General features: G+C 71.7%; 9 protein-coding genes. 8 read left to right on the plus strand and 1 reads right to left on the minus strand.

What is annotated here, in order from left to right:
- Nucleotides 1-209: 209 nt before the first annotated feature.
- Nucleotides 210-3,242 carry a hypothetical protein gene (locus AC29IT_RS13225; protein ID WP_488218862.1) on the plus strand — a complete coding sequence of 1,011 codons (3,033 nt, stop codon included), beginning with the start codon at nucleotides 210-212 and terminating at the stop codon, nucleotides 3,240-3,242.
- Nucleotides 3,239-4,525, plus strand: coding sequence for a type VII secretion-associated serine protease mycosin (mycP, locus tag AC29IT_RS13230; RefSeq protein WP_358435537.1), 1,287 nt, complete (start codon nucleotides 3,239-3,241; stop codon nucleotides 4,523-4,525). Before AC29IT_RS13225 ends, mycP begins: the two co-directional genes overlap by 4 nt.
- 360 nt (nucleotides 4,526-4,885) lie before the next feature.
- Here the strand turns inward: mycP and eccCa are convergent, their stop codons facing one another.
- Entirely contained in the window at nucleotides 4,886-8,869 is a 3,984-nt protein-coding gene (eccCa, locus tag AC29IT_RS13235; RefSeq protein WP_358435540.1) for a type VII secretion protein EccCa, read from the minus strand.
- Between the two features lie 136 nt (nucleotides 8,870-9,005).
- Here eccCa and eccD point away from each other — a divergent pair, with 136 nt between their 5' ends.
- The 6 genes from eccD to AC29IT_RS13265 all read left to right on the plus strand — a co-directional run bounded on the left by eccD (nucleotide 9,006) and on the right by AC29IT_RS13265 (nucleotide 16,575).
- Nucleotides 9,006-10,415: a type VII secretion integral membrane protein EccD gene (gene eccD / locus AC29IT_RS13240; RefSeq protein WP_358435542.1), complete on the plus strand. Its 1,410-nt coding sequence runs from the start codon at nucleotides 9,006-9,008 to the stop codon at nucleotides 10,413-10,415.
- Nucleotides 10,415-11,842 carry a type VII secretion protein EccB gene (eccB, locus tag AC29IT_RS13245; protein WP_488218863.1) on the plus strand — a complete coding sequence of 476 codons (1,428 nt, stop codon included), beginning with the start codon at nucleotides 10,415-10,417 and terminating at the stop codon, nucleotides 11,840-11,842. Before eccD ends, eccB begins: the two co-directional genes overlap by 1 nt.
- Nucleotides 11,843-12,007: 165 nt before the next feature.
- Entirely contained in the window at nucleotides 12,008-12,331 is a 324-nt protein-coding gene (locus AC29IT_RS13250; protein WP_358435546.1) for a hypothetical protein, read from the plus strand.
- Between the two features lie 52 nt (nucleotides 12,332-12,383).
- Nucleotides 12,384-12,686: a WXG100 family type VII secretion target gene (locus tag AC29IT_RS13255; RefSeq protein ID WP_358435549.1), complete on the plus strand. Its 303-nt coding sequence runs from the start codon at nucleotides 12,384-12,386 to the stop codon at nucleotides 12,684-12,686.
- Between the two features lie 125 nt (nucleotides 12,687-12,811).
- Nucleotides 12,812-13,258 (plus strand): hypothetical protein, encoded by a 447-nt coding sequence (locus AC29IT_RS13260; RefSeq protein WP_358435552.1) that lies wholly within the window; start codon nucleotides 12,812-12,814, stop codon nucleotides 13,256-13,258.
- Nucleotides 13,259-13,395: 137 nt separating this feature from the next.
- Nucleotides 13,396-16,575, plus strand: a complete 3,180-nt coding sequence (locus AC29IT_RS13265; protein WP_488218864.1) for a hypothetical protein — start codon at nucleotides 13,396-13,398, stop codon at nucleotides 16,573-16,575.

Raw genomic sequence — 16,575 nt, forward strand, 5'->3', positions numbered from 1 at the left:
GTGGTGCGGGTCCGCCGTCGCGGGCGGTCCCATCAGCGGAAACGCATGTGTGGGTGGCGTTTCCCGCCTCGTGGGAGCGCAGGTGAGGGAATCCCCCTGGAACCCACAGCTCCGGATACCCCTGACAAGGTGGTCCGGTGGTCGCCGCGATACTCGATCGCTGAGGTGTCGCATCGAGTCGCGTACCGATGTGCTCGACGGGAGTGGAGATGCAGCAAGGTTCGGCAAGACCGTCGCTCGGCCCGCTGGTCGCCGAATGGTGCGGGGCGCACGTCCTCGTCCGCTGCGAGGGCGAAGATCCGGCTGAGCGCGCCTTCTTGGCCCACCTGCCGTCCGCGGCGAACGAGCTGTTCCTGTCCGCGTCGCGCGGTGCCTGCGCCGATCCCGAGCTGCTCCCGGCGCTGCCGGGACTGCTGCGGCCGCTGCTGCGCGCCGCCGCGGCCGTGCCGCACGTGCTGTGGCTCGGCGTCAGCGGGCTCGCCGGTCGTGCGGACGACCTGACGAAGCTGGCCGTCGACCTGGAACTCGACGTGGTCGCACCGGACGGCGCCGTCTCCGGCGAGTCCGGCACCACCGTGCACGCGGGCCGCGTCAGCGGCGGCACCGGCTGGTACCTGTTCCGGCCCGGCAGCAGGCCGTGGCTGTTCAGCACCCGGTACCCGATCCCGGCGTGGGAGCGCTGGGTCCCGATCCAGCCCGTCGCGAACCCGCAGCTGCTGGTGGACCCGGTTCCGGCCGGGCTGCTGGTGCGCGATCCGCGCAGTTCTTGGGCGGAGGTGCGGCGGGCCGCGGCGCGGGTTCCGGTCAGCGGCAAGGTGCCGAAGGTGCTGCTCGCCGGTCGGCCGCTGCCCGCGCCCGCCGAGGTCGCGCAGCTGCTGCAGGCGCTGCCCGAGTTCGTCCGCGCCTCCGTCGTCCTGATCCCGGTGGCCGCCGCGGCCGCCCGGCACGAGTGGCTGGTGGAGCTCTCCGCCCGGTTGTCCCGCCCGGTGGTGTTCAGCACCGGCGCGGAGTTCGCCGACGGGCCGCGCCGCCAGCCGGTGGCCGCCGTGCTGGACGAGGCGGGCGACGAGGTCTTCCGCCCGTTCGTCAGCGCGCTGCGCCAGCCCGCAGGCGCCGGGGACCAGCAGGTCGTGGACATCGCCGAGCCGCCCGCGGGCTGGCAGCGCTGCGGCCAGCGCACCTACCGCCCGGCGCAGGGTCCGACGGTGTTCGCCGAGGTCGTGCCGTCCGGGCTCGCGCTGCGCGATGAGCAGGGCGCGCCGCTGGTGGTCTCGCTGGCCGCCGCGGGTGCGTTCGACCCCGCGCGCTGGGTGCTGCACCTGGTCCCGGCGGACGGCGCGCTGTCCGAGGACGTGCTCGGCGGGCTGCGCCACCTGCTGGCGTCGCTCGACGAGAAGCGCCGCCGCACCGCGCTCATCCGGGTGTGGGGTCCGCTGGACCAAGGCCCGAACGCCGAGCTGCACGCGCTCGCGGAACCGTTCGGCGTTCCGGTGAGCAGCAACGGGCGCCCCGTCGAGCGGGATGCCGAGCAGGAGGCCGCCGAACTCCCGGCCGGAGCCGCGGGTGCCGCCGTTCCGCCGGATGCCGCCGTGCCGCCGGGTGCCGCCGTACCTCCGGGTGTCGCCGTTCCGCCGGGTGCCGCAGCTCCCGCGGTGCCGCCGGGTGTCGCGGTGCCGCCGGGCGTCGCGGGGCCGCCGGGTGCCGTCGCACCGAACCCGGCCGCCGCGCCGGATTCCGCCGCACAGCCCGGTTCCGCGGCTCCCGGCGGGGAGCCGGGCGCCGGGCGGCCGGACGCGGGCGAACCGGCCGCCGAGGCCGGCGGGATCGCCGAGGGGGACGAGGCCGACGAGCAGCTCGACTGGAAGCCCGCCGCGCCGGTCGCCGCCCCGATCGCCACCGTCTCCGCCGCCCCGGTGCCGACCATGTCCGGGATGCCGCACCGGTCCACTGTGGACGAACCGCTGCAGGACGTGCCGATCTCGGAGCCGGCCGCGTCGGAACCGCCCGCCGACCGGGTGCCCGACGAGCAGCCGGAACCCCCGGTGCCCGCCGAACAACCGCCCGCCGCCCCGCCCGCGGCCCCACTTGGCGCCCCGGAGGCGCCGCCGGTGGCGGAGCGGGAACCGGCACTGGAACCGCAACCCGAGTCCGAAGTGGACTTCTCGCGCCCGGTGGTCGAGTCCGGCCGCCCGTCGGTCGAATCGGGCCCGCCGCAGGTGGAGTCCGCGCCGGACGCGCAGCTCGAACCCGAACCGGTCGTCGAGGACGCCGAGCCCGAGGATGCCGAGCTCGCCGAGGACGAGGCGGCGGAGGACGAGGCCGAGCAGGCCGAGCCCGGCGAGTCGGCCGCGCCGCTCACCCCGCGCGACCTGCGCGACAAGTCGAGCAGCGGCGGCGAGCAGAGCCGGTTCACCACGGCCGCCGGGCCGTCCTTCTCCGACGCGCTGGCGACGGTGAACGCGGCGATGGCCTCCTGGCCCTCGTTGCGCCAGGACGATTCGGCCGGCGCGAAGGCCGACTTCGTCGCGGTGTGCCTGTACCTGGGCCGCGGCGAGGGCGGTGCGGAGCAGGTCAACGAGGCCCTCCGCGGCGGTGTGCAGCCGGAGCTGGACGGGCACCTGCCGTGCCTGGTCTCGGGCATCCGGCGGTTGCCGACGCACCGGCGGCCGGTGCTGCGGCAGAGCGTGCTCAAGGGCACGGCGGAGGAGAACTCCACGCCCGGCACGCTGTTCGTGGAGCCCGGTTTCCTCAGCGCCAGCATGAACCTGGACGTGACGGTGCCGGGCGCGATGGTCGACGTGCTGATCTGGCCGCACCGGGCTCGCCGCACCTCGGAGCTCGCGCTGAACCGGCCGATGGACGAGGTGGTGTTCCTGGCGGGCACCCGGTTCAAGACGCTCGCGGTGCGCGACCTCGACGCGCAGGAGAACGAGGACGAGGCCGAGGAACGGGACGAGGACGCCATCGCACCGCCGAAGATGGCGGTGCTGTTCCGAGAGATGGCCCCGGACGAGCGGGCCACCAGCACCGAGCTGGACGAGCGCGACCTCGCGGCGCTGAGCAAGCTGGACCGCGCCCTGGCCCGCCGCCAGCGCGGCACGTTGCGGATGCTCGAAGACTCGGACGCCATGTCGCGGCTGACCGGAACGATGGTCGAGACGGACCTGGCGACCGCGGGCGCTCCGCAGGAGGAGCGGCGGGACACGCTCATCACCACAGGAGGACAGGTGGGACACCCGTGACGCGGAGCTCGGTGCGCTCGGCGGCGGCCCTGCTGCTGGCGACCGGCATCGTCGCCGCTTCGGCCGCGCCCGCCGCGGCGCAGTCGTCGATCCCGTCGATGCCGACCGGCGAGCAGCCGTGCATCCAGCCGCCCACCACGCCCTACCCGGCGGAGCCGTGGGCGCAGCAGATCCTCGCGCCGGACCAGGTCTGGGACCTGACCCGCGGTGCCGGGGTGACGGTCGCGGTGGTGGACACCGGGGTGGACGCCGACACACCGCAGCTGGCCGCGCCGGGTTCGGTGCTGCCGGGGCGGAACGTGATCCCCGGCGAGTCCGGGAGCGCGGACGACGACTGCTTCGGGCACGGCACGTTCGTGGCGGGCATCATCGCCGCGGATCCGACCCCTGGCACGGGATTCGCCGGGATCGCCCCGGACGCCACGATCCTGCCGGTGCGGGTCGCGACCGGCCTGGAGGAGGAGACCGGCGACACCTTCGCGCCGGAGGCGCTGGCGCAGGGCATCCGGAGTTCGGTGGACCTGGGCGCCGACGTGATCAACGTGTCGGCGAGCACGAACTTCCCGAACCAGGCGCTGGCGGACGCGGTCCGCTACGCGGCCGATCGGGACGTGGTGGTGGTGGCGTCCGCGGCGAACGGGGCGCAGGAGGGCGACCCGGTCACCTACCCGGCCTCGTACCCGGGCGTGATCGCGGTGGGCGCGGTCGACGTCTCCGGGGCGCACGCGAACTTCTCGCAGACCGGCCCGTTCCTGTCCGTCGTCGCCCCCGGCGTCGACGTGATCAGCATCGGCCCGCACGGGCCGGGGCACTGGCAGGGCAGCGGCACCAGCTACGCGGCGCCGTTCGTGGCCGGGACGGCGGCGCTGATCCGCGCCTACCACCCGCACCTGACCGCCGCCCAGATCAAGCAGCGGATGGAGATCACCGCGAGCCACCCGCCGACCGAGATGCCGGACCCGGCGCTGGGCTGGGGGACGGTGAACGTGACGGCCGCGGTGACCTCGGTGGTGAGCGGCGAGGGCACGGACGGCGCGATCGTGGTGCCGCCGTCGCCCGCCGCGGCCTACCGGGTGCCGCCGGACGAGATCGGCCCGATGCTGGCGGTGCTGTTCACCGTGCTGGCCGCGGTCGGGGTGGCGCTGGCGGTGCTCACGGTGCGGCTGTCCACCTCCGGCCACCGCCGCGGCTGGCAGGCGCCGCGCACGATGCGCGTGGTCACCAAGGACAAGCCCGAGGACGCCGCGGAAGAGGCCCCCGCCGAACCCGCCGAAGCCAAGTAGCCCCACCCGCCGACGAAGAACGGCCCGCCCGACCGAGAACACCTCGATCGAGCGGGCCGTCCCCACATCCGCTCCGCCCGCCGGCACTGCCGTCGGCACAGCCGCCGATGAGCGGCCACCGACACCACCGGCACTCCACCGAAGTCCGAAACGGCGGGCTCGTCCTCAGCCGGTCAGCGGCGGAGCCGCTGAGCCGACGACCACCAGAGCAGCTTGCACCGCCGCGGGTTCTCAGCTGGTTCCTCGCGAGGACAGCGATTTCTCATGTGGCGGAGCCACCTGTGAAATCGATCCCGCAGCGAGGGAACAGCTGAGGTTCCGCCACCCGCCCCGAATACCAGGGCAGGCGGCGGAAAAACCTCAGTCCCGGGCCTTCTGCGCTCCTGGGACCAGGGGTGTCTGCACCAACCGGACCGTGCGGCGGCGGTTGATGTACTGCGCCCGCCCCGGGGGCAGCGTCCGCGGCTTGAGGTTGCCGAGGAACCGTTCGTCCTTCGGGCAGGACAGCAGCATCGCCGGCGTGCCGAGCTCCCACATCCGCCGGATGACCTGGTTGCTCATCGAGCGGCTGCCGCCGGAGGTGCTGCGCGCGAGGATCAGGTGCACGCCGACGTCGGCGCCGTGCGGCACCAGCGAGTTCAGCGGTTGCAGGATGCCCGCGCCCATGCCGCCTTCGGCGAGCTCGAAGTCGTCGATGATGATGAACAGCCGTCCGCCGTTCCACCAGTCGCGCTTCGGCAGCCTGCTCGGCGGGATCTCCGGTCCGGGGATCCGCTTCTCCAGGCCGCGCGCCGCGTTCGCGATGGAGGTGCCCAGCGCGTCCGCCCCGACGGCGTACTCGATCTGGTGCTCGGCCGGGACCGAGTCGTGCAGTTCGCGGCGGAAGTCGCCGAACATGATCCGGGCTTCGTTGGGGCCGTAGGTCGCGGCGATGGACCGGGCGATGTGCCGCAGCACGCTGGTCTTGCCGGACTCCGCGTCCCCGTAGATGAGCAGGTGCGGGGTGGTGTCGAAGTCGTACCACTGCACGTTGAGGCCGGTGTCCTCGATGCCCAGCGGCATCCGCAGTTCCTTGTCCCCACCGGGCCGGGTCGGCGCCGGGAGCTCGTCCACCGTGAGCGACATCGGCAGCATCCGCACCCGCGGCGCGACGGGCGCTTCGGGCAGGGCCAGCGATTCGGACAGCTCGGTGGTGGCGTCGGCGACGTCATCGCTGCTGGGGTCGCCGTCGATGCGCGGCAGCGCCGCGAGGAAGTGCAGCCGGTCGGTGGTGATGCCGCGCCCGGGGATGTTGGGCACGGTCGCCGCGAGCCTGCTGTTGACCTCGGAGTCGACCGGGTCGCCGAGCCGCAGCTCGAACCGGGTGCCGAGCACGTCCCGCAGCCACGGCCGCATCTCCGCCCACCGGTTGGTGGCGATGAGCAGGTGGATGCCGAAGCTGAGCCCGCGCGCGGCGAGTTCGGTGAACCGGTCTTCGAGCTCCTCGAAGTCCTGCCGGATCGTGTACCACCCGTCGACGACGAGGAACACGTCGCCGTAGGGGTCCAGGTCGGTGAACCGGCCGGCCCGCCGCGCCTTGCGGTAGGTGGCCATCGAGTCGATGTTGTGCTCGGCGAACAGGGTCTCCCGCTTGGCGAGCAGGTTGGTGACCTCCAGGACGGTGCGGGTGACGCGGTCCTTGTCGAGGCGGTTCGCGAGGCTGCCGACGTGCGGCATCTTGCCCAGCGAGGCCAGGGTGCCACCGAAGTCCAGGCAGTAGAACTGCACTTCGGCCGCGCTGTGCGTCAGCGCCAGGGCGCTGATCATGGTGCGCAGCATGGTGCTCTTGCCGGTCTGCGGGCCGCCGACGACGGCCGCGTTGCCGCGGCTGCCGCTGAGGTCGGCGGTGAGCAGTTCGCGGCGCTGCTGCGCGGGCAGGTCGATGAGGCCGACCGGCACGTGCAGGTTCGCGGTCTGCAGGTCGCCCACCGGACGCGGCCCGAGCACCGGGTGGTCCACCAGCGGCGGCAGCAGCTGGTCGAGGGTGGGGGACTTCTTCAGCGGCGGCAGCCACACCTGGTGCGCCCGCGGGCCGATGTCGCGGAGCCGTTCGATGAGCACGTCGAGGACGGTCTGCGTCGGCTCGTCGGCGTCCGGTTCCGGTTCGGGTTCCGGTTCGGGCAGCTTCGCGGGTTCGATGTAGTCGGTGCCGAACGCCACGACCTGCTGCTCGGCTTCGGCGCGGGTGCTGCGCTGGCGCTTCATCCGGTAGGTCCCGGAGACGAACGCGCCCTTGAACCGGGTCAGCGTGGTGGTGTCGGGTCGCAGGTAGCCGTTGCCGGGGCCGCTGGGCAGCTCGTAGGCGTCGGGCACGCCGAGGATGGAGCGGGACTCCATCGCGGAGAACGTGCGCAGACCGATCTTGTACGACAGGTGCGTCTCGATCTTGTGGATGCGGCCTTCGTCGAGCCGCTGCGAGGCGAGCAGCAGGTGCACGCCGAGGCTCCGGCCCAACCGGCCGATCATCGCGAACACGTCGACGAACTCGGGCTTGCTGGAGAGCATCTCGCTGAACTCGTCGACGACGATGAACAGCGCGGGCATCGGTTCCAGCTGCACGCCCTGCTGGCGCGCCGCTTCGTAGTCGCGCCGCGACGCGTAGTTGCCGGAGGCGCGCAGGTGCTCCTGGCGCCGGTTCATCTCGCCGGTCAGGGCGTCCTGCATCCGGTCGACGAGTTCGAGCTCGTCGACGAGGTTGGTGATGACCGCGGAAGTGTGCGGCAGCTGGTCGAAGCCGAGGAACGCCGCACCGCCCTTGAAGTCGACGAGCACGAAGTTGAGCTCTTCGGAGGTGTGCGTGGTGGCGAGCGCCGCGACGAGGGTCCGCAGCAGCTCGCTCTTGCCGGAACCGGTGGCGCCGATGCACAGGCCGTGCGGGCCGGAACCGTCCTCGGCGGACTCCTTGATGTCCAGTTCCAGCGGGGAACCGTTGGAGGCGATGCCGATCGGCACCCGCAGCCTGCGCTTCGCGGTCATCCGCTCGCGCCGGTACTTGGCGGGGGAGAAGGTGCGCACGTCGCCGAGGCCGAGGAGGCCGGCGAGCTCGTAATCGCCCGCGAGCGGCTCGTCGCTCTCGGCGACCGCTTCGCCGACCCGGTAGCGGGCCAGGGTGCGGGCGAGGGCGGCGACGCCGATGGTGCTCAGCGAGTCGGGGCGGCACAACGGGCTGCCCGCGGGTTTGCCGAGCCGGTCGAAGGTGACCGTGCTGACCTGCTCCGGTTCGACCTCCAGGAACAGCGCGTCCGCTTTCGACTGCCACGGCAGGGATTCGCCGACGTCGAGGACCACGGTGTTGCGGTAGCCCTCCTCACCGGCGCGGTGGTCGGTGGGCAGCTGCACGCCGTCGAGCACGATGACGACGAGCGGTTCGTTCGGGGTGACCGGGGTGTCGGCCTCGAAGCGGGGCCGGGAGGTGAAGTCCCCGCCGCCGAGCAGGTCCTCGACCTCGGTCATGGTCTCGCCGACGAGGCGGCGCGAACCGGCGGCGTCGCGGGAGTCGCCCTGGTTGTGCGGCAACCACTTCAGCCAGTCCCAGTCCTCGCGGCGCTGCTCGCTCGCGCACAGCGCGATCCGCACTTCGCCGGGGGCGTGCCCGGTGACGAGCTGGGCGAGCATGGCGCGGGACAGGCCGCGCACCGCCTCCTCGTCGCCGCGGAACCGGATTTGGCTGAACCCGCGCAGGTACACCGCGATCGGCGCGTTCGACAACGTCGTGTAGGCGCGCAGGAACCGGCGCAGCGCGTGCGCGGACAGCGGCTCCAGGTCTTCGATCGGCTTGCTGTCCGGCGGGACCAGCTTCGTCGCGGAGCGCTGCTTGCCGAGCCCGATCCGGACTTCGCCGAAGTCGTCGTGGGCGGGACGCCGTTCCCACAGCCGGTAGCCCAGCGCCAGCGACCACAGCGACCGCGGGTCCGGGTGGATCCAGCGGGCCGCCTTCTGCTGGCCGGTGAGCGCCTTGCGCACCTGGCGGCGCAACTGCCCCAGGTACCGGATGTAGTCGCGGCGGAACCCGTGCAGCTTCTGCTTGTGGTTGACCGAACTCCGCAGCAGCTGCACGAGGATCATGCCGACGGCGGAGCACATCATGATCCCGCCGCCGATGTAGGACAGCACCCCCGACCCCGGGCGCACGAACATCATGACCATGGCCAGCGAGCCGAGCCCCATCGGGGCGTACATCATGACGGAGCTGATCCCGCCACCGGTGTTCTCCGGAACCGCGGGCGGTTCCTGGATCTCAATCTCCTCGCTCGGTGAGGTCGGTTTCGGTCGGCGAGAACGCCGAGCGAACAGCACCGTGCTCACGTGCTCTCCCTTTGGTGAGTGGAATCCCCTGGATGTCCGCGGGGACGGACTGATCAGTAACGTCTGGGCCCGCAAGCGTTACGTTGCTGACCGGGTCGCGGTCTCTCAACCTGGCAGGAAAGGACCCCGGGCACCCATGGCGATTTCGGAAGAGCAGGTCCAGCATCGCACAACAGACTCGGGGAGGCTACGTTTCGTCCTCGGCAAGAAGTCGACCGACGTCGCCCTCCCTGCCGAAGTGCCGCTGGCCGACCTGCTTCCCGCCGTCCTGCCCCAGTTCGGCGCCGAATGGGTCGAACAGGGCGCTGATCACGAAGGCTGGGTCGCCCAGCGCGTCGGCGAGGCGCCGCTGGACGAAGACCGGACGATCGCCGAACTAGGTCTGCTCGACGGCGAGACGATCTACCTCCGCCCTAGGGCGGACCAGCTGGAACCGATCGACTACGACGACCTCGTCGACGGCGTCGGCGAGCAGGTGCAGAACCACGCGGGACGCTGGCGTCCCGCCCGGACGCGCTGGCTGCTGCGGGTGCTGGGGCTGGCGACGCTGCTGCTCGGCTTCCCGCTGCTGCTGGCCGGGACCGAGGTCGCGGTGGAGGCGCCCATCGCGGGCGGCATGACCGCGCTGCTGCTGGCCGTCGCGACCCTGGTGGCGCGCGGCGCCGCGAACCCGGTGCTGGCGACGGTCATCACGGGTGTCGCGGTCTGCTACTCGGCGCTCACCGGCGTGCTGCTGCTGCTCGCGCTGGACCCGGTGGCGACGGTGCCGATGATGATCAGCTGCGCGGCGGCGGGTGCGCTGATCGCGCTCGTCGTGGGGCTGCTGGGCGTCGCGGACTCCGCGCTGCTGTTCACCACCGCCATCACCTTCACGCTCCTGGTCGGGATCCCGGCGCTGATCGCCTCGGTGAGCCCGGCCTCCGGGCAGCAGGCCGCGTCGATCGGCCTCGTGGTCACGGTCGTGCTGAGCGTGTTCATCCCGTCCCTGTCGTTCCGGCTCTCCGGGCTCACGCTGCCGCTGCTGCCGACGACGCCGTCCGAGCTCACCGAGGACATCGAGCCGGTCGCGCAGCAGATCGTGGTGGAGCGCGGTGCGGTCACCGTGGGCTACTCGCGGGCGCTGCACGTCGGCGTCGGGGCCGCGCTCAGCTTCATGATGCTGGGTGCGCTGGTCGGCGAGGCCGACGTGTGGACCGTGGTGTTCGGCGCGGTGGTCTCGCTGCTGCTGTTCCTGCGCTCCCGGCACCCGGACGGCGCGATCCAGCGCTGGGCGCTGGTCGTCCCGGCCGCCGTCGGCTTCGCCACCTGCACGCTGCTGGTGGTGACCTGGGCCGGGCCGCTGGTCGCGATCCTCGCGGTGTGGCTGCCCTCGCTGGCCGTGGGCGCGCTGCTGCTGGTGCTCTCCGAGTTCCTGCCGAACCGGCGGCTGCGCCCGTACTGGGGCCGCGCGGTGGACATCTTCGAATCCCTGACGGCGGTGGCGGTGCTGCCGCTGCTGCTCCAACTCCTGCACGTGTACGCGAAGATGCGAGGGCTGGCCGGCTGATGCAGTCACGCAAGGATCAGGTCCAGGCGTACTTCTTCGTGGTCGGCAGGCTCGTCGCCGCGGTCACGCACGGCCGCCCGGACGCGCTGGAATCGCCGAACCGCCGGGTGAAGAACGGCACCATGTTCGGCGTGATCGTCGCGGCGCTGCTGATGGCGGTCTTCGGCATCCTCGGCCTGTTCCTGCCCGGGGGGAACACCTCCTGGAAGCAGGCCGGTTCGATCGTGATGGACAAGGAGACCGGCGCCCAGTTCGTGTACCTGGACGGGCAGCTGCACCCGGCGCTGAACTACTCCTCGGCGAAGCTGGCCTCCGGCAACACCGGCGGCACGGTGTCCTCGGTGTCGCGGGAGTCGATGGCGGGCACCCCGGTCGGCCAGCCGATCGGCATCCCGAACGCCCCCGATTCGATCCCCACCGCGGAGACGCTGCGGGTCACGCCGTGGACGGTGTGCGTGCAGCCGCTGCCGCCGAACCAGATGGTCGGCAACCCGACGATCACGCTGATGGTCGACGCGCAGGCGGGCACCGCGGCCACGCACGGGCAGGGCCTGCTGGTGCGCACCCCGGACGGCGCGCTGCAGCTGATCTGGGAGGGCAAGCGGTACCGGGTCACCAGCCCGGCGGTGGTGGACGCGCTCGGCTACGGCGACACCGCGCCGCTGGAGGTCCCGGCGACCTGGCTGAACCCGATCCCGGCGGGCCGCGACCTGGCGGTCCAGGACACCCCCGGCGCGGGGCAGACCGGTCCGATGATCGACGGCAAGCCCAGCCGCGTCGGCCAGGTCTACGAGGTGCGCAATCCGGCCATCGACTCCAGCCAGTTCTACCTGGTGCGGCAAGACGGCGTGACGCCGCTGAACCGGATGAGCGCGGCCCTGCTGTTCGCGGCACCGTCCACTCGGGACGCCTACCCGGGCATGCAGGTGGCGCCGATCCAGGCGGGCCCGTCCGCGATCTCCGGGGTGCCGACCTCGCAGGGCCCGGACCTGGTGACCGGATTCCCCGGTGTGGTGCCGGAAACCGTGATCCCGCCCGCGGATTCGCAGCCGTGCGTGCGCTACGCGTCCTCGGCCTCCGGCAACATGAAGGTGACCCTGGAGCTGCAGCCGACCTCCCGGGTGAACGCGGGCGCGGTGGACACCGCGCAGCACATCGCGGGCACCGTGGCGGACCGCATCGTCGTCCCGGCGGGCGGTGGCGTGCTGGCCAGGGACCTGCCCGCGCCGGGTGCGGCGCCGGGCACCGCGTACCTCGTCACCGACGTGGGCACGAAGTACCCGCTGGCGGACGCCAACGTGCTGAAATCCCTGGGCTACTCCGAGGATTCCGTGATGCAGGTGCCCACGGACCTGCTCGCGCTGCTGCCCAACGGACCGGTGCTGAGCACGGCTGCCGCCACGCAGGTCCAGTCCCCGAGTTCCTGATCATGAAACCTTGATGAGGGGAGTCCCTAGCTTGACGCGGTCAAGACCACTCGTGGGTCGCGCGAGCCGGGAAGAGATCTAGATTGGTATCCGGGTTAGACCCGATATCCACAGAGCACGAGAACTGCGGCGGGCCGCCGCGGCGAATGCCAAACGGAGGCACAAGTGGCTATTGACGGCGCACTTTTTGACGAAGCGGAAATCCAGCAGGTCGCCGGTCGGCACGACACCGCCCGCGAAGAGATCGAGCAGCAGCTGACCCAGCTGCGCAGCCAGCTCGACGGCGTCGGGCAGCGCAGCCCGAACGAGATGACCAAGATGCTCGTCGACCAGTACGAGCAGGACCTCACCCGCCTGAAGGACTCCGTGCTGGCCGACCTCCAGGCGATGTCGCAGGACATGCGCTCGACCGCCGGTGAGCAGACCGAGCAGGACCAGAGCAACGTCAAGCCGATCAGCAACACGCCGATCGAGAACTTCATCGGCTGATCGCGCTTCGCGCACCCGAACATCCGCAATCTCGCACTGAGGAGCAGCAGAGATGACCAGCCCCAAGACTTATGACTATGGCGCACTCGAAGAGGCCCAGAACTTCCTGAAGCAGGGCCTGGAGTTCGTCAACGAGCGCGCCAGCGAGCTCATCAAGGACGCCACCAACCTGCAGGAGAAGGGTTGGCAGGGCCAGTCCGCCACCGGCTACAACGCCTCGGCGGAGCGGCTGCGCGGCCGGCTGGACGGTTTCGCCCAGTACATCGAGCAGCAGAAGCAGAACGTCCAGACCGGTACGACGAACATGCAGGACACCGACCGCTCCGGTGGCAAGCGCATGAGCGCCTACAGCTGACCGGTGCCGGGCGCCGTTGCGGTAGCCGGGCCGGTCACGCGATTCGGCCCGGCATCGCTCTTCTCCCCTCGCCGCTCTCCGCGGCCACGTTCGATGCTGACGACACCACGTAAGTAGGGATGGTCATGGCGGACACCACCGCTTTCTCCCCGGATGACATCAAGAACGCTGCCAACGAGATCGGCAAGCTGACCGAGGACATGGCGGCCTTCCAAGAGCTGAAGGCGCACTGGCCCAACGCCGGTCACTTCGAGACCGCGCAGTGGCTGGAGCGGATCGTCGACGACCGCCGCAACGGCCTGGTCGCGCACGCCGAGCGGTTGAAGAACATCTTCGACAACATGAAGACCGATCTCACCGCGATCGCGAACGACTTCGAGAACGCCGACGGCGAGAACGCCGACAAGATCAAGGCCGAGGTCGCCGACATGCGCGGTCACATCGACACGGCGATCTCCTCCCTGGACAAGGGCACCGAGGCCGAGCAGCACAACTTCTCGGAGGACCCGGACATCAAGCCGGAGGACAACGCCTCGGACGGCGACGGCTACAACGACACCCTGCCCGCCTGATCGTGGTGCAGGGCAGCAGACCCAGATCCCGTTAGTCATTCGATCGGCCGGTGGGCCGCTTCATTCTGTGAGGACCATTCCCGATGGCGGACAAAGCCGAAAACGTGGTTGGCGTCTACAGCGCCTCCGCCCCTCCCATGGCAGTCGACAACTACTCCAACTGGGAAGAGATCGACGCCGCCACCTGGGACCTCACGCACAACGGAGGGGCCACCGGCGATCATGCGAGTCTGAGCAGCAACAAGACCGCCGAAGCCTGGTACGAGCTGGAGGCCGCCTTCAAGAAGGCGACCGAGCGGCTCGGTGAGATCAACGAAGGCTTCAACAAGCAGATCAAGGCCCTGCAGGACCACATGCAGGGCGTCGCGGGCGACGAGTTCAACAAGTACGCGACGGATCTGTTCAAGGAGAGCGAAGACCTCTACAACACGCTGACGAACCAGGCCTACGCCACCACCGTCGGCAACATCGGTCACGCCATCCAGGACTACGCGCACCGCTGGTGGGAGGCGCTCGACAACGAGCACGAGCGCCGCAAGACCGCGATCGAGAAGATCGAGGCCGTCTCCACCGAGCTCAGCCAGTCCGAGTTCGACAGCAAGGTCCAGGAAGCGGTCGACGTCAGCGAGGACAACCTCCTCAAGGAGCTCAAGGTTCTGCTGACGAACCTCACGAACCAGTACAGCTCGCGCGGCTCCGACCTGAGCCCGCTGCACATCGCGCTGAGCCCCGCCGCGGAGAACACCGGCGGTGACGAGGGCAAGGGCGATGACGACAAGGACGACAAGGACGACAAGGACTCGAAGGACGACGAGGACTCGAGCGGCTCCGGGGACGACGAGGACTCGAGCGGTTCCGGCGACGACGAGGACTCCAGCGGCTCCGGCGACGACGAGGACGACACCTCCGACGAGGAGAAGGACGCCAAGGACGAGGCCGACGACGCCATCGACGAGCTGACCGGGGAGGGCGAAGGTTCGGGCGAGGGCTCGGGCGAGGGCTCCGGCGAAGGTTCGGGCGAGGGCTCCGGCGAAGGGTCCGGCGAGGGCTCGGGCGAGGGCTCCGGCAAGGGCTCCGAGGACTACGACAAGGGCCTGCAGGACGCGAAGAGCGCCGCGAACGACGCCATCGACGGCCTCACTTCCGACGGCCCGGGTGCCGGCGGCGGTGAAGGCGAAGGCGCCGGTGGTGAAGGTGCCGGTGGTGAAGGCGCCGGGGACACCGGGGGTGCCGGGGACACCGGCGGTGCCGGTGAAGGCCAGGGCGACGACTACCAGCAGGCCACCGAGGACGCGAAGAAGGCCGCGGGCGACGCGATCGACGAACTGGGCGCCGGTGGCGGCGAAGGTGCCGGCGGGGGCGAAGGCGCCGGTGAAGACACCGGTGGCGGCGTCGGCGGCATGCCGGGCGGCATGGGCTCCGGCGGCGGCAGCACCGGTTCCGGCGGTGGCAAGAGCGGCAGCGACAGCCAGCGCGACAAGGGCCTCGAGGACGCGAAGAAGGCCGCGAACGACGCCATCGACTCGCTCGCGGGCGGCGGCGAAGGCGGTCCCGAGACCGAGTCCGGCGGCCCCGGCAGCGAAGGCTCCGGCGGCGGCGCCGGCGAGGGCGTCGACACCGGCGAGGCCAAGAAGGCCGCGGGCGACGCGATCGACGACCTCAAGAGCGAGGGCCAGAGCCCGGAGACCCAGCAGCGCCTGGACGACGCCAAGAAGGCCGCGAACGACGCGATCGACGACCTGAGCAAGGACGGCGGCCAGCCCAGCGCCGAAGAGGCGAAGAAGGCCGCGTCCGACGCCATCGACGAGCTCGGCCAGGACGGCGACAGCCCCGAGCAGAAGCAGGCGATGGAGGACGCCAAGAAGGCGGCCGACGACGCCATCGACTCGCTCTCCGGCAGCGGCGGACCGAACACCGAGTCCGACGGCCCGGGCGGTGCCGACGAGAAGCTCGACGGCGGCGAGGCGAAGAAGGCCGCGGGCGACGCGATCGACGACCTCAAGAGCGAGACCGAGAGCCCCGAGGCCCAGGAACGCCTGGACGACGCCAAGCAGGCGGCGAACGACGCGATCGACGAGCTCACCAAGGACGGCGGCCAGCCGACCGCGGAAGAGGCGAAGCAGGCCGCGGACGAGGCGATCGACGCGCTCGGCCAGGACGGCGACTCCCCCGAGGTGCAGCAGGCGATGGAGGACGCCAAGAAGGCGGCCGACGGAGCCATCGACGACCTCGCGGTGAAGGACACCCCGGTGGACGGGGGCCAGGCCAAGACGGCGGCCTCCGACGCGATCGGCGACCTCGCCAAGGGCACCCAGGACCCGGCCGCCCAGCAGCGCATGGAAGACGCGCAGCAGGCCGCGAGCGACGCGATCGACGAGCTCAGCAAGGACGGCGGTCAGCCGACCGCCGAGGAGGCGAAGCAGGCCGCGGACGAGGCGATCGACGCGCTCGGCCAGGACGGCGACTCCCCGGCGCAGCAGCAGGCCATGGAGGACGCGAAGAAGGCCGCGGACGACGCGATCAACGAGCTGGCGAGCCCGTCCGACTCCGGCGGCCCGATCGACGACGCCCAGGCCCGCCAGGCGACCTCGGACGCCATCGGCGACCTGACCACCAAGAGCGCCGACCCGGCCGCGCAGCAGCGCTTGCAGGAAGCGCAGCAGGCGGCCAACGACGCCATCGGCGGGCTCAGCCAGGACGGCACCCCGCCGAGCGCTGAGGAGGCCAAGCAGGCCGCGTCCGACGCGATCGACAAGCTCGGCCAGGACGGGGACTCCCCGGCGCAGCAGCAGGCCATGGAGGACGCGAAGAAGGCCGCGGACGACGCGATCGACGGTCTCGCCTCCGGCGGTACCGGCGGCGGCGGTGGCGGTGGGTCCGAACTGGACGACTTCCTCGGCGGCGGTGGCGGCGGCGGTGCCGCGAAGGCCGCCGCGGACGACGCGATCTCCAGCCTCGGCTCCGGCGGCGGCGGGGGCGGCGGCTACGGCGGTGGCGGCTACGGTGGCGGCGACAGCCCGAGCGCCCAGTTCGACGTGGCGGCCAAGCAGGGCCTGGCCGCGCCGGGCGGTGCCGGTGCCGGTGCAGCGGCCGCGGCTGGTGCCGCGGGCGGTGCCGGCGGCGGTGCCGCGGGCGGTGCGGGCGCCGGCGGCATGCCGATGGGCGGCATGCCGATGGGCGGCGGTGGCATGGGCGCGGGCGCCGGTGCCGCCGGGCAGCAGAACCAGGAGCGGGAGCCGCAGATCTGGATGAAGGCGGACGACGGCGTCTGGGACGAGGACAAGGACAACCCGCCATCGGTGCTCGGACGGAGCTGA

It is taken from the genome of Saccharopolyspora sp. MMCC62 (assembly GCF_057736575.1).

Excerpts from the sequence above, each read along its gene's own strand:
- AC29IT_RS13225 (WP_488218862.1), top strand. The coding sequence starts at position 210 with ATGCAGCAAGGTTCGGCAAGACCGTCGCTCGGCCCGCTGGTCGCCGAA.
- eccD (WP_358435542.1), top strand. The coding sequence starts at position 9,006 with ATGGCGATTTCGGAAGAGCAGGTCCAGCATCGCACAACAGACTCGGGG.
- eccB (WP_488218863.1), top strand. The coding sequence starts at position 10,415 with ATGCAGTCACGCAAGGATCAGGTCCAGGCGTACTTCTTCGTGGTCGGC.
- AC29IT_RS13255 (WP_358435549.1), top strand. The coding sequence starts at position 12,384 with ATGACCAGCCCCAAGACTTATGACTATGGCGCACTCGAAGAGGCCCAG.
- AC29IT_RS13260 (WP_358435552.1), top strand. The coding sequence starts at position 12,812 with ATGGCGGACACCACCGCTTTCTCCCCGGATGACATCAAGAACGCTGCC.
- AC29IT_RS13265 (WP_488218864.1), top strand. The coding sequence starts at position 13,396 with ATGGCAGTCGACAACTACTCCAACTGGGAAGAGATCGACGCCGCCACC.